12 protein-coding genes are annotated in these 14,172 nt (G+C 46.2%); 7 read left to right on the plus strand and 5 right to left on the minus strand.

What is annotated here, in order from left to right:
* Positions 1 to 36: 36 nt before the first annotated feature.
* The 5 genes from QUB39_RS14010 to QUB39_RS14030 all read right to left on the minus strand — a co-directional run bounded on the left by QUB39_RS14010 (position 37) and on the right by QUB39_RS14030 (position 6,628).
* The gene (locus tag QUB39_RS14010; protein WP_333209144.1) at positions 37 to 399 is read right to left on the minus strand and encodes a type II toxin-antitoxin system PemK/MazF family toxin; all 363 of its coding nucleotides are present in this window, start codon (positions 397 to 399) and stop codon (positions 37 to 39) included.
* Positions 354 to 584: a hypothetical protein gene (locus QUB39_RS14015; RefSeq protein WP_333209142.1), complete on the minus strand. Its 231-nt coding sequence runs from the start codon at positions 582 to 584 to the stop codon at positions 354 to 356. Before QUB39_RS14015 ends, QUB39_RS14010 begins: the two co-directional genes overlap by 46 nt.
* A 118-nt stretch (positions 585 to 702) precedes the next feature.
* Positions 703 to 1,896: a glutathione S-transferase family protein gene (locus QUB39_RS14020; RefSeq protein ID WP_333209140.1), complete on the minus strand. Its 1,194-nt coding sequence runs from the start codon at positions 1,894 to 1,896 to the stop codon at positions 703 to 705.
* Between the two features lie 235 nt (positions 1,897 to 2,131).
* Positions 2,132 to 3,013 (minus strand): tetratricopeptide repeat protein, encoded by an 882-nt coding sequence (locus QUB39_RS14025; protein WP_445243085.1) that lies wholly within the window; start codon positions 3,011 to 3,013, stop codon positions 2,132 to 2,134.
* A gap of 366 nt (positions 3,014 to 3,379) precedes the next feature.
* Positions 3,380 to 6,628, minus strand: a complete 3,249-nt coding sequence (locus QUB39_RS14030; protein ID WP_333209136.1) for an ATP-binding protein — start codon at positions 6,626 to 6,628, stop codon at positions 3,380 to 3,382.
* A 396-nt stretch (positions 6,629 to 7,024) separates the two neighbouring features.
* Here QUB39_RS14030 and QUB39_RS14035 point away from each other — a divergent pair, with 396 nt between their 5' ends.
* The 7 genes from QUB39_RS14035 to QUB39_RS14065 all read left to right on the plus strand — a co-directional run bounded on the left by QUB39_RS14035 (position 7,025) and on the right by QUB39_RS14065 (position 14,107).
* Positions 7,025 to 7,960, plus strand: coding sequence for a circadian clock protein KaiA (locus QUB39_RS14035; protein WP_333056796.1), 936 nt, complete (start codon positions 7,025 to 7,027; stop codon positions 7,958 to 7,960).
* 188 nt (positions 7,961 to 8,148) lie between these two features.
* Positions 8,149 to 8,463, plus strand: coding sequence for a circadian clock protein KaiB (gene kaiB / locus QUB39_RS14040; protein ID WP_006632119.1), 315 nt, complete (start codon positions 8,149 to 8,151; stop codon positions 8,461 to 8,463).
* A 347-nt stretch (positions 8,464 to 8,810) separates the two neighbouring features.
* Positions 8,811 to 10,373: a circadian clock protein KaiC gene (kaiC, locus tag QUB39_RS14045; protein WP_333056794.1), complete on the plus strand. Its 1,563-nt coding sequence runs from the start codon at positions 8,811 to 8,813 to the stop codon at positions 10,371 to 10,373.
* A 587-nt stretch (positions 10,374 to 10,960) separates the two neighbouring features.
* Positions 10,961 to 11,269, plus strand: coding sequence for an EAL domain-containing protein (locus QUB39_RS14050; RefSeq protein WP_333485082.1), 309 nt, complete (start codon positions 10,961 to 10,963; stop codon positions 11,267 to 11,269).
* Between the two features lie 164 nt (positions 11,270 to 11,433).
* Positions 11,434 to 12,249 carry an alpha/beta hydrolase gene (locus QUB39_RS14055; protein WP_333240552.1) on the plus strand — a complete coding sequence of 272 codons (816 nt, stop codon included), beginning with the start codon at positions 11,434 to 11,436 and terminating at the stop codon, positions 12,247 to 12,249.
* Positions 12,250 to 12,254: 5 nt separating this feature from the next.
* Complete coding sequence (locus QUB39_RS14060; RefSeq protein ID WP_333056792.1) at positions 12,255 to 13,871, plus strand: diguanylate cyclase domain-containing protein; 1,617 nt, start codon at positions 12,255 to 12,257, stop codon at positions 13,869 to 13,871.
* A 71-nt stretch (positions 13,872 to 13,942) separates the two neighbouring features.
* Complete coding sequence (locus tag QUB39_RS14065; protein WP_333056791.1) at positions 13,943 to 14,107, plus strand: hypothetical protein; 165 nt, start codon at positions 13,943 to 13,945, stop codon at positions 14,105 to 14,107.
* The last annotated feature ends 65 nt before the right edge of the window (positions 14,108 to 14,172 follow it).

A 14,172-nucleotide genomic window follows, 5' to 3' on the forward strand; every position in this document is an offset into this window, starting at 1 on the left:
ATGCTATATCGCTAACCCGCCAGCTTTTGCATTACCCTACTCTTCAAGTTCTAAATATCGAGCCAAAATTTGTTGAATTTCTTGGAGTTGTTGCAACTCCAATTGCCCAACACAGCGCACAAGTCTGCGTTTATCAAACGTCATCGGATCGACACACACGATAAAACTCTCGGTACTCAGACCATTGAGAGTCGAAGGAATCACAGGCAAAACAACAGGCCGTAAACCATCGTTGGGAACAGCAGAAGTGATGGGTAGAACAGTTACCTTGCTGCGTTGATTAAAAACAGTTCCTGAAATAATTACCGCTGGTCGAGTCTTGCGGATTTCTGTACCAACTGACGGATCGAAAGTCACAAGCCAGATGCTTCCCAGTCGGTAATCGCTGCTTGCTGCCATGCTTCATCCTCATCGGTTAATTGATCGCTCAGTTCATCCAGCAATAAACAGGCTTCTACCATTGCCTGCTCTTCTTGTTGTTTGCGCCATGCTTGCAATAAAAGCTCAACTAGCCGACTGCGATTTTCTACACGATCGTCAATGTAACGCACTAGCTCATCTGGCAAAGAGATAGATACTTTCATATTATGTATGCCACTTTTAATACTACCAATGGTAGCACAACGATCGAGCAGATAGCAAGCTGATGAAGTAGAGCAGCAGCAACGCCGATTCCGTCTGATTCCGATATGCCCTAGAATCCTACACAAAATTAGCCGGATCTTGATCTCGCCGATGCTTCAGCAGAATCGGAGAACCTTGGCCATCACCCACCAAAGCCGCCGTTTCCTCCAACGCTTCCCTCAATCGCTTGGCCGCGTAGATCGACATATCACGGGGCACATTCACCCGATCGCGCAAATACCGCAAAGCCGCATCAGAACCAGCCGGCGGCGTACAAACTTCGCCAGTCATCATCAAAGTTAAAGCACAACGCAAAGCCTCATCGAATAACTTGTCATCAGCAGGATTGACTCGAACGATGTTGCGCTGGTGCTTAATGACGCGGTGAAGTGCTTCAGCGCGGGAGGTTTCCGGTTCTGGATACATCACATCCGGCAGGCCAGCCCAAGGCCCATTATCCACGCGGGCCTTATTGAGTAGCATCTGAGGTTCGCCATTTTCATAACACCCGCCCATCTGAGGCGGTAAATCGTGGGCGTGGGTGTGAAAGTCGCTCTGAGTGCCGCGATAGGTAGGGCGGGTTTCCATCGCCGCAAACCAGTCAGCAAAGCGCGGGTTTTCTTCGCGCATCGAGTAGCCTTTGTAGTAGTAAAGACTGGCATTCATCCGTTCGACGTAGGGCGTAAAGATCACATCCGCAGTGCCAAATTCATCGAGGAAATAAGGCCCCGGAGTGCTAGCCAAGGCCTTTTCTACCTGGGCGACGACGCTGATAAATTGGTTGCGGTTGTGTTGTTCTACTTTGGCTGAACTTGCTGGGTAGCACAGCCAAGAGCACCAGGCTCTAAATAGCAGTCGCTCTAACCGCCGCATGGGTATTACTGCGGGATTTTCCATGCCCAAACCCAAGGGGGCATAGACTCGTTCCAGCGCGATTAAGATGTCATCGCTTTCGGTGATGATGCGGCCGTCTAGTTCGATCGCCGGTAGCATTCCCGATGGCACTTTGCGCTTATACCAGCTTTCCTTTTCCCCATAGCAGAACATCGTAACTTTCTCAATGCGGTAGGGGATTTGTTTTTCTTCTAACCACAACCAGATTTTTTGGCAGTAGGGACACCAAGCATGGTTATCGCGGTACAGGGTGACTCGCACATCGGATTCGGTTTTACCGAAGAGGCGCAAGCGGGATTGAGCGTTGGTGGGGCCGTTTGTGCGATCGACTTCAAAGTCTGTGAGGGCTTCTAATTCTGTCCAGCTTAAGGGGGTCATGGGATTTTAGATTTTAGATTTTAGATTTTAGATTGGAGAATTGTAGACAGGGACTGCTTCGTGGCAATAATAAAACTTACGCACCAACTCTATCTGTAGGGTGCGCTGTGCGCGCACCTTACCTCTACCCATAACGTATTCAACTATTTTTTGGTCTTAGTTCTGAATAAGATAGTTGGTTCTCAGTTAAACAACACTTTGAGGACTGAAGTCCTCACTACTAACTTAACTACAATTAAGGCGACAGTTGGGGAGGGGGTGGGGCGTCTTGAATTTTAGTCAGTGCTGCTTTGATTTCAGGAGTGGCTAGCAACTTTTGGGTATCTGCGATTAAACGATCGCCCCAGAGGTTTTCTTTGAGATATTCTACGGTAGCATAACGTTTGTCGAGTTTCAGAGCTGCTTCTCCCATCGCTAAGCCTTTTTCTTTGTCACCTTTGGTGTAGAATGCTACTGCTAGAGCTAGCATTGCTTCGGCTGCTTTGTCGTCGATCGCGATCGCTTCTTGCCAGCGTTTGATGGCGCTATCAACATCTCCCATTTCGTATTTGACTAATCCGATATTGTTGACAGCAGGCCACAGGTTTTTTTCTAAAGCAAAGGCTTTTTCGTATTGGGCGATCGCCTGATCGAACCGCTTCAGCTTATAAAAAGCATTGCCTAAATCAAATAATGCACCTGGAGTGTCTGGTTTGAGTTTTAATCCTGCTTGCAAATATTCGGCTGCTTTCTCGTAGTTCGCTTTCCGAAAGTGAGCTTCTCCCAAGACAAATTTAATTGATGGATTTTCGGGCGACAGAGATTGAGCTTGTCCCAAAGCTTCAATGCCTTTGTCAAACTGCTCGACTTGAAGGTACAAGCTACCTAACAAAGTCCAAGTTTGAGCATTTTTGGGGGCTAACTGTGTGGCGAGTTCGGCTCTGGGTACCGCTAGTTGGTACTGCTGGAGTCTGGCTAGCTGGACGGCTTCTTCTGCAAGGCTCAATGCCGTTTGTTCGAGTTGGGCCGAGTCGATTTGCAGGGTGTAAGGCAGGAGTGCCTGTGCAACAGCAGGCTCGGGCATTGCCCCCAAACCGAGTGCGAGTAGCAGAGATATTAAAGGAATGCGATTAGGCACTGTACAGCCCCAGAAAAAAATATAAGGGTTTCTCGATCGCCTATAATAACTCATATTTTTGAGTTTTGATATTGCTTCTTGACTCGCAACACTTTTTGGTTTTCATTTAAATACTTCTCAAATTATGTTTACATTCTGGATTGTCGTTTTTATTCACTGTTTTAGACACGACTGATTACCTCACTACAAATAGGCACAATTATGAGTTATTAGCAACTTAAATGAGTCAATAAATAACGCTTCGCGGTTTATATTTTAAAACTTAAAAAATCCTTTTTTTTGTCCTAAATACTCTTTTGTTTTTACTGGTTATAAAGGAGTAAATTATTCAATCTAAACCTGGTAAATCCTTCATTTTCAAAAATTTTAGTGAGTTAATAAAGCTTGTTGAATTTTGTCTAACAATTGTGCTGCCGATAGGGAAGAAGGCAAAATTTTGGCAGATACTTCTTGCAGTAGAAAGTCGATCGCCTCGGATTCCGAATTTACAGCCGATCGATAATCCCAGACTAAAATTGGCAGTTTTACTGCCATTTGCCGCAGGTTCGATAGCGCCTGCAACATAGCGGGGGATTCTGAGGGGGCATCTCGCAAGCACAGCAAAACTAAGTCAACGCTTTGATATTGCAACTGCTGCAAAACTTCTGTCCAGCTCTGAGCGATCGACCCTCGAAATCCTGCGGTTTGGACGTACTGAATCAAAGCTTGAAAGTTGGGAGTAGAAAACTGGGAATTGGGGAGGGGAATCTCGGCCGCGGTCGATCGATCGCCATGTTCCAATTCTCCCGTCGGCTTCCCCCCAGAAGAGGAGTGCAAATCCGGTAAAGTCGAAATGTCGGCAAATAAAATGCTGGGCTTCCAACTCATGCCCGCAGCAACTTGAATTACTTGCCACAAAGCACTTGGCATTAACCCGGTTGGTGAAGTTTCACCGTCGTCGGGACTGCTAGTGGCTAAACAGGGAAATACGGACAATCCTTTGACTTGATTTGCCAGTTGCGTAGTTCGGGAGTCTAAAGTCACCAAGGGGAGAGAACCCAAATTTCGAGACCGACTTAACTGTTCGATAAAAGCTAAGGGGTTTTGCAGTTGACTTGTACCGTCTAAGACGATCGCATCGGGCCGCCAAATTCGGGCCACGAGTTCTGCTTGGCCGAGGTCGTCTGCTTCTAAAACCCGGCAGTAGTTGGGGTTGAGCAGTAAAGCGGAACCTTGAGACGAACTGTTTTGCGGGCTGAGCCACAACACGGTTAAAGAACTCCTTACTTTGGCGCTACTAGCATTACTGTGGCCGATCAAGTCTGCCAGCAGCCGCCGCAAAGCGGGTTCTTCCACCGGCAAGCTCAAAAAGCCTTCGGCCCTGTTGACACTGGCCCGTTCTTTTTCGCCTCTGGTGGCCGTGACGATCGCCGGAATCGATCGGGTATCCGGGTCACTCTTGAGCAGCGTCAGCACGTCCCAACCCGACAGCAGGGGCAGCAGCGGGTTGAGGAAAATCGCTTCGGGACTAAACCTGCGGGCTTTTTCCAGCGCTTCGGTGCCGGAACGGGCCACTATTACTTGGTAGCCCAAACCTGAGATGACGTTGGTTAAATCTTCGATATATTTGGGAACTGCTTCGACTATTAATACTAAACGAGAGCGAGAATTGGCGATCGGAATCTGATATTGGGGTTTTAATAATTCTTCCTCAGCGGCTCCCGGTGCCGGGACTTCTTCGCTGCTGTTTCCCGGAGGAGTTGGTGGCAGCAGCAGGGTAAATTGAGAGCCTTGGTTTTCTGAGGAAATAAACGAAACGTCTCCGCCGTGGAGCCGAGCTAGGCGTTGAGTCAGTACCAGTCCCAGTCCGGTTCCTTGAAAGCGGCGGGTGAGGGGGCTTTCTAGCTGTTGAAATTTCTGAAAGATTAGGTGCTGTTTGTCGGCGGGGATGCCGATGCCAGTGTCCCAAACTGTGAATGCGATCCAGCCTTCCCAAACATTTACTTTCAATCCGATTTTGCCACCGATTTCTGTGAATTTTAGGGCGTTGGAAAGGAGGTTAACTAGCATTTGCCGCAGTCGCAGTTCGTCGGCAATTAATTGGCTCAGTCCCGGTTCTATTTCGAGTGTAAATTCTATTTGGGCGGATGGTTCTGCGTTGGCTGTACCGTCCGTTTTGCTGGGGGCGGGAGGGTTTTTTTCTTCTTGCTGTTGCAGTTGTTTTGCTTGTTCAAAGGCTCTTTGGCAGGTTGATGCTATTTCCACTGCTTCGGGAATTAGTTCTAGCTGCCCGGTTTCCATCCGGGTCAAGTCTAAAATGTCGTTAACTATTGTCATCAAATGCCGCCCGCTTTTATGGATTAGTTTGGCGTAGCGTGTTTGGCGATCGTTGAGTTCTCCGATCAATTTATCTTTGAGGAGGCTGGACAAACCGAGGACGGCGGTGAGGGGGGTTTTTAGTTCGTGGCTGATGCAGGATAAAAATTCGTCTTTTAGTCGGTTGAGGTGGATTAAATCTGCGTTTTTCGCTGCTAGTTCTTTGGCGACTAAATGTTCTTCGGTGACATCTTGTCCCATTACTAAAATTAGCTTGTCTGAGAGCGGCTGTTTGACAAATTGCCAGATCCGTTCTTGACCTTTTTGTACGGGACACTCGCAAATGTAGGTGTCTGGTTTGCCGGCCATGGGACACCAAGCTGGAGCGGTTAAGGTTGAGGGGGAGGCGGCGGCGTACAAGGGTAGTGGGCAACTGGTGGCTGCTGTTGAATCACGCGCGGCGAAGCTATCCCGCAGGGAATCGCCCGATCTACTTGCTCCTACTAGGCTCCTGCAGTCTTTGGTGATGGCCTCAAACTGCACGCTCTTGTATTCGCTTGTTAAATTGCTTGGTTTGCGGGGCGAGTGTTTACCCAAATTTGCTGCTGGTTCGGGAACTGGTTCGGGGCCTGCTCCCAGCAAAATCCGCCACGCTGCGTTTTGACTGACTATTTGTGCGGTTGGGGTTTGCAATCTCAGGGGCAGGGGCAGTTTTTCCAACAGTTCAACTAGGGAGTTGAGGTTTTCCGAAGGTTTCAATCCTGCTTCTAAAAAGCGTACTTGAGCGCCTAGGGCCGTGGCGATGGCTTCGGAAACCGGTTTTAATTCGATTTCTTTGACGGCTGTTTCCTGCTCTGTGAGGCTGCAGAGCGAGCTGCTGTTGAGTGCGGCGAATTGCAGCAGGCTCAGGCTGTCTAGCATTCCTAAAAATTGACCGCTGGCATCTGTGACGGCGATCGGGTTGTTTGATGAAATGCCGGCGGTTTGGCGGTTTGGCTGGGCTGGGGTGTTCTGTTCTTCTGTTTGCAGGTACTCCCAGAATTCCCTGACGCTCATAGTGGCGGGTAATGCTCTGACTGGTTCGATCGCGATCGAGCTTTCTGACAAAGGTTGCGGCCCGTCGTTTGTGCGATCGGCTCCCCAAGCCCAAAGGCTGCGGAGGTACACTAATCCCAGCGGCTGTAACTGTTCGTTGACTACTGCGACTCGATCGCAGTTGCAGGAGCTGAAAATTGACTGCAGCGATTCTAGCGCACTCGTTTGGAGGCACAGCGGCACTGGCTCGATAAAATTTTTGAGACTGGGGGTGGTGAGTGGCATAACAAACCTGAAAGTCTGCTCGCGAGAGCAGTAATATTTTTGATGCTCAATGTAGCTGCGAATTTCTGTATCTTATTTGTTTTATATCAGTTCGCTATCAGGCTCGTTATCCGCACCGAGACCGGGGAGTTCGATGCCTACGCCTGATTTGAGGCGACTAGCAATTATTTTAAGGCTTAAGCTTAATTGCAGAAATCACGCTCAGGGTGCTTGACACAAAAACCACGGAGTACACTTTGATTCTTCCTCTGGTAGAAGCGCATCACTTATTTTGCGGTTAAGATTGGTTAAAATAAATGTTGAGATGATTGTTAAAATGTTAAGTTTTTTGTAAAGGAGATATCAACTCTGAGCGATCCAGCACTTTCAGGCAACTTAGGTGGTGCACCTACAGCTTTGCTTCCTCAACTGTCTATCGGTATTTTTGTCCGCTCTGAGGAAATTGCAGCCTCTGCGATCGAGCTTTTGAGAGGCGAACGCTATACTTTAACGCACATTAAGTCGGCAGTGGAGCTTTTGGGGTTCCTTAAACACAATTATCACCTTGATTGTTTGGTTTTGGAGGTGGATGGGGATCTGCGATCGCTTCTGGGGAAGCTGCAAGAACGATCGCTCTTTTTGCCTGCTGTGATTTTTTCGCCTCACGCGCAGGTAGATGGCAAGCCCGAAGCACCATATTCAGATGGTTTTGAGGCCGCAGCCAGTACCGCCAACCAGAGTCAAGACGAAAGCTGTGCTTTTTTTTATCACCCTGCTGAGGTGCAACTGGCAATCGCTCGATCGAGATCCATAGCTGCCGCTATCGATCGGGCGATCGCACAATTTCTGAAACTTTCAACTCCGGTTCCTGTCAATTACCAATCCGTAACCGTCGATGCGACAGCCCAATTGACTGCTCAAAGTTTGCTCAGCCGACAGCAGCGGCGACTGGCGGAAAAATTACGGGAGCGATTAGGATACTTAGGTGTGTATTATAAAAGAAATTCTCAGATTTTTTTGAAAAATCTGTCGGCCCCCGAAAAGCAAAAGTTTTTGGAGCAACTCAAGTCAAGTTATCGCGACATCGTTTTGAATTACTTTTCTCAAGATGCTGCCGTCAACAATCAAATAGATGAATTTGTGAATTTGGCTTTTTTTGCTGACGTTCCCGTGACTCAAATTGTAGAAATTCACATGGAATTGATGGACGAGTTTGCTAAACAGCTAAAATTAGAAGGGCGCAGCGAGGAAATATTGCTAGATTACCGTTTGACCCTGATTGACGCGATCGCTCATATGTGCGAGATGTATCGGCGATCGATTCCGAAAGAGACATCTCAAGGTAGAATGTAGCAGGGATTTGGCATAATTGAAGAAACAAAAGGTAGAAGGTAGAATCTAACAAAAAATAAAGGAGCCGACCAACTGCCGATCGAGCGTGAGGCTGAAATTATTATAAAATAACAAAGAACAGCGGATTTAAGACAAATAACAACTACAACTAACATCTGACAACTAATACTCAACATTTAAAAAAGTTCATGAGTCCTCTGAAGAAAACCTACGTTCTGAAGCTATACGTTGCGGGGAATACTCCCAACTCAGTGCGAGCTTTGAAAACCCTAAAGGACATCCTAGAACAAGAATTTCAAGGTGTCTACGCGCTGAAAGTCATAGATGTTCTCAAAAACCCTCAGCTAGCAGAAGAGGACAAAATATTGGCAACCCCGACGCTGGCCAAAATCCTGCCGCCGCCGGTGCGAAAAATTATTGGCGATTTGTCCGATCGTGAGAAAGTTCTGATAGGATTAGATTTGCTCTATGAAGAACTTCGCGAAGAAGACCTGAATTCATAAGATAATCAGGTAAGAGTCAGTCGATTTTAGATTTGAGACTTCGGTTTGGCGTCAAACGTTCGGCGAGCGCGAGCGTCGAAGCGTCGAGTCGCGCGATCGTCGAACGATTTTAGATTTTAGATTTACTCCACAGATGAATCTGGGAGGTTGAACAAAAGTCTAAAATTTCTATCTTTCCACGACAGGAGTACGTGGCACGGTATCGGTTTTTGGGCGGGGTCATTAGTCAGCATTCAGCAGTCATTAGTTATTGAGCAAGAGCCAAAACTAAAAGCTGGGTACAAAGACTCACGATCCGCGGTTAATGAGTGACAACTAAAGAATACTGAGAGTTGACAAAAATCGACATGAATGAAATTAGTCAAACGGTTAAACGAGAAGGATTGGTAACGGCAGGAGTTGAAAAAATTCGCACGATGATTGAGGGTTTCGATGACATCAGTCACGGCGGAATGCCCATCGGCCGAACCACCCTAGTCAGTGGCACATCAGGAACGGGAAAAACTTTATTTGCCGTACAATTTCTCTATAATGGAATTACCCATTTTGACGAAGCTGGAGTGTTCGTAACTTTTGAAGAATCTCCGACAGATATTATTAAAAATGCTTGCAGTTTCGGTTGGGATCTAGCACAGTTAATCGAGGAAGGCAAGCTATTTATTTTGGACGCTTCCCCCGATCCAGAAGGTCAAGATATCGTAGGAAATTTTGATTTATCAGCCTTAATCGAGCGAATTCAGTACGCCATTCGCAAGTACAAAGCCAAGCGGGTTTCAATAGATTCTGTTACCGCCGTATTTCAGCAGTACGATGCTGCATCGGTGGTGCGCCGAGAAATTTTTCGCTTAGTTGCGCGCCTCAAACAAGTCGGAGCAACTACAGTTATGACGACGGAACGGGTGGAAGAATACGGCCCGGTGGCTCGGTTTGGAGTGGAAGAGTTTGTGTCGGATAATGTGGTGATTGTTCGCAACGTATTGGAAGGAGAACGCCGCCGCCGCACCATCGAAATTTTGAAGTTGCGCGGTACAACTCATATGAAGGGCGAATATCCTTTTACTATGACTAATGACGGAATTAATATTTTCCCATTAGGGGCGATGCGATTAACTCAAAAGTCTTCCAACGTGCGGGTTTCTTCGGGCGATAAAACTCTCGACGAGATGTGCGGTGGCGGCTTCTTCAAAGACTCGATTATTTTGGCTACGGGTGCAACGGGAACCGGCAAAACGCTGTTGGTGAGCAAGTTCTTGCAGAATGCTTGTATGAACGGCAATCGGGCGCTGCTGTTTGCCTATGAAGAGTCGCGAGCTCAGTTGTTCCGCAATGCTTATTCTTGGGGCATTGATTTTGAGGAAATGGAACAGAAAGGAATGCTGAAGCTGCTGTGTACTTACCCGGAATCTGCTGGTTTGGAAGACCACTTGCAGACTATTAAATCAGAAATTGCGGAGTTCAAACCTTCTAGAATTGCTATAGACTCGCTGTCGGCTTTAGCTAGGGGTGTCAGCAATAATGCTTTCAGGCAATTTGTGATCGGAGTGACAGGTTTTGCGAAGCAGGAAGAAATCACTGGCTTTTTTACGAATACAAGCGACCAGTTTATGGGTTCTAATTCGATTACCGACTCCCATATTTCTACGATTACTGACACAATTATTATGCTGCAGTATGTAGAGATTCGAGGAGAAATGTCGCGGGCAATTAATGTGTTTAAGATGCGCGGTTCGTGGCACGACAAAGGAATCCGGGAATACACAATTACTGAAAGAGGCCCACAAATTAAAGATTCGTTCCGTGGTTACGAACGGATTATCAGCGGTTCTCCGACTCGGATTACGATTAATGAGAAGAGTGAGCTATCGCGGATTCTCCAGGGTGTGCAAGGTCAAGATGACGAGGATATTTGAGAGTTAGCAGTAATTCGTTGTTAAAAGTAGGTTGGGTTGAGCTAGGAAACCCAACTTTTTTAATTTGAGGATTTTGTGAACATTTATAGCAACCGCGACAATATTTGGCAGGTTCTTAATTGCTGAAATAGGAGCTTTTATTGCCTTCTTCATCACCGCCTTTTGCTATAGTAATCCCACTAAATTGGTTGTGGTAAAAATCTAGGGGTAAGCTGTTGTTTCTCTAAATTGTATATTTCAATGACATCTCAAAAATCATAAAATCCTGTCTCTACTCGATTTGCAAACAGGTAGCCTTGCTGGTGTTAAAGTTATAGTAGGAGGAGGGCATTCTCCTGAAGTAGGTTGGATTCATCGCCATCGATGTATTCCCCTCGCCGAAAAAACTAGATTGATTTTGCCCGAAGAGCAAATGGGTTTTAGAGCAAGCTTGTGGGCAATATCAGCAGTGGCTAGCAGCAGGACTAATTCTTCCTAATATCGCGGTGAATCTGTCGGCACGTCAACTCAGCCAACCGACTTTAATCGCTAAGAGCGATCGCATCCTTGAGCGCACCGAGATGAAGCCGAAATATCTATAGCTACAGATTACGGAAACTGTAATGATGCTTAATGTTGACATTACATACCATGTTTTGAGCAAATTATCAAAGCATGGTATGGGGATTTATGTCGAGGATTTTGCGACTGGCTATTCTGCTTTTAACAACCTGAAAAATTTTCCGGTGAAGTCGCTCAAAATTGATCCCTCATTTGTCCGCGATTTAGCCAGCGATCCGAGCGATCGCGGAATTCAAAAACCCATAGTTGTAATCCCAGAGGGGTTAAATCTCAGCATAATTGCTGAAGGAATGGAAGCCCCAGCGAAATGGGAATCGTTACAAGCGATCGCCTAGGAAATCGGGCAGCGTTATATGTTGAGGAAGCCTGCCATTGCTGAGGTTGCCATTCAATTAATCCGACATCCTGAATTGTTGTCTACCACTATGTGGGATCAGCAATCGTCCCTCATGAAAGCGCGCAAAAGTCTTATAATTAATTTAATGCTCGTCTCGCTCAAATGACTAAAAAAATTTTCTTACGGAATAATATAAAAGTCTTAGGACAAGGCACCCAGACGATGATGTTTGCTCATGGATTTGGGTGCGATCAAAATATGTGGCGTTTCGTAACACAGGCCTTCGAGAAGGATTACAAAATTATCCTATTTGATTATGTAGGTTCGGGACAGTCTGATATTAGTGCCTACAGTTATGAACGGTACAGCGACCTCAATGGCTATGTTCAGGATGTCCTCGATATCTGTGAACAATTAGCCTTGAGGGATGTAATTTTTGTCGGTCATTCTGTCAGCAGTATGATCGGCCTTCTGTCCTCAATTCAAGCTCCTAATTACTTTAATCGCCTGATTTTCGTAGGGCCTTCACCTTGCTACATCAATGATTTACCAAATTATTACGGAGGGTTTGAGCGCAAAGATATTGAGGATCTCCTCGATATCATGGAGAAAAATTACATTGGTTGGGCAAGCTTTCTGGCGCCAATGGTGATGCAGAATGAGGATCGTCCTGAGTTAACGGAGGAACTTGAGACAAGTTTTTGCTCTACGGATCCGGTGATTGCAAGTCGCTTTGCCGAGGTAACTTTTTACTCTGACAATCGCAGTGATTTACCCAAGGCATCAGTACCTACACTGATATTGCAATGCGCTGATGATGTGATTGCTCCCACCCAGGTAGGGGATTACCTCCACCGCCACCTACCTAAAAGTACGCTACGGGTGATGAAAGCTACGGGACATTGCCCGCACCTGAGTCATCCACAAGAGACGATCGAGATGATTAAGGAGTATTTGAGTGTACCTCATACTACCTGATTTGTATGGCAAACATGACCTACCAGATAGACGAGCTACTCAACACGTCACCCTGTGGATTCCTCTCGTTTGCTGACGATGGTACGATCGTAATGGTCAACGCCACATTACTGCAATTACTCGGATACGAAACCGATGAACTGCGGGGACAGAAGATGGAATTCATTCTGCCAATGGCCAGCCGGATTTTCTATCAAACCCATTTCTTCCCCCTGTTGAAGCTCCATGGTAAAGTAGAGGAAATTTACTTCTCATTAAGGTCAAAGGAGGGTAGTGATATACCGATGCTGATCAACGCTGTGCGTCGGGAGAAAGGAGGAAGCTTCGTCAACAATTGCATCTTGATCTGTATCCGCCAGCGTATCCTATACGAAGGTGAAATTATTAAAGCAAAAAAAGCAGCAGAGGCAGCTATTCTCGCCCAAAAGCAAGCAGAAATCGCTCTGCGGAAACAGTACGACAAGGCGATATTACTTCAAGAAATTACTCAACACATCCGTCAATCTCTTGATTTGTCTACAATTTTTGAGATTGCTTCGCAGGATATTCGCTTGTTTCTTGATGCCGAGCGCGTCGGCATATTTAAGTTCGATCCTGATAGTAAATTTGGATATGGTGAGTTTGTTTCAGAATCCGTAGGCGAAGGATGTAAATTGGTAAGCAAAAATCAATTTAACGACCATTGTTGTGGTGAACAATATCCTGATTCATATCAAGAATGGAGAACGCAGATAGTAGAAAATATCAATAATATTGACCTTCAACACTGTTACCGCGCTCTTTGGAAACAATTTCCGGTTCGGGCTAATTTAGTTGCGCCGTTGCTCAATGGACAAGATTTGTGGGGGTTGTTATGTATTCATCAATGTTCTGCTCCTCGGCAATGGGAAGAATTTGAAGTTGACCTTGTTAAACAGATTGCTAATCAGTTAGCGATCGCCATTAAACAAGCGGATATTTTTCAGAAATTGCAGAAGGAATTGGCAGAAAGGCAGCAGGCTCAAGCGCGGATGAGAGAAATTAATCAACAACTGGCACTCTCTAACGAAGAACTAGCGCGCGCTACTCATCTCTTAGAACAAGTGGTAAATATTGATGGGTTGACTCAAATTGCTAATCGTCGCTGTTTTAATGACCGCTTAGAACATGAATGGCAGCGGCTATACCGGGAAAAAAAACCTATTTCTCTTTTGTTATTTGATGTGGATTATTTCAAACGTTATAATGATTCCTACGGTCATCAAATGGGGGATAGTTGTCTGTTCAAACTTGCTCAGACGGTGCAAGAGGTGGTGTACCGTCCGGCGGATTTAGTGGCGCGTTACGGCGGAGAAGAATTTGCCATCATTTTGCCTAATACAGATATTGAAGGAGCGAGTTCGGTGGCCCAACGGATTCACGCTGCTATTCAAGCTTTACATATTCCTCACAAAACCTCTGATGTGAGCGATGTAGTTACTATTAGTATGGGTATCGCCAACTTAATTCCGATTTCGGAACTATCATCGGCTGACTTGATTGCGCTTGCCGATCGTTCACTCTACCGTGCCAAGCAACAGGGGCGCAATCAGTCCGCGACCTGCGAGTACAGTGGCGATTCAATTTTTGACACTGACGCTTAAATCACAATAATTGAGGCCGAGGACAAAAATTTGTCCCCGGTCTATCAAAATCAGTCATTCTATAAATCTACATGAGCACGGAGCTATTGGAAAACTCCGCTCCGACCGTCGCAGATTTTCCAGAGCCAGCCGACTTGCTCAACCAGTTGAAAGCGCGGCGCAAAAAGTCCGGCGCAAACTTGGCAGATATGGAGGTGGTTTTGGAGATACTTGGAACAGATGGGAGCGAAATTTGAGCGGAAAATAGGACTATCGGTAATACAATTAACCTGAAACCCTTACTCCGCAAACGACATACAAA

Source organism: Microcoleus sp. AT8-B5, from assembly GCF_036705565.1.
Lineage (GTDB): Bacteria > Cyanobacteriota > Cyanobacteriia > Cyanobacteriales > Microcoleaceae > Microcoleus.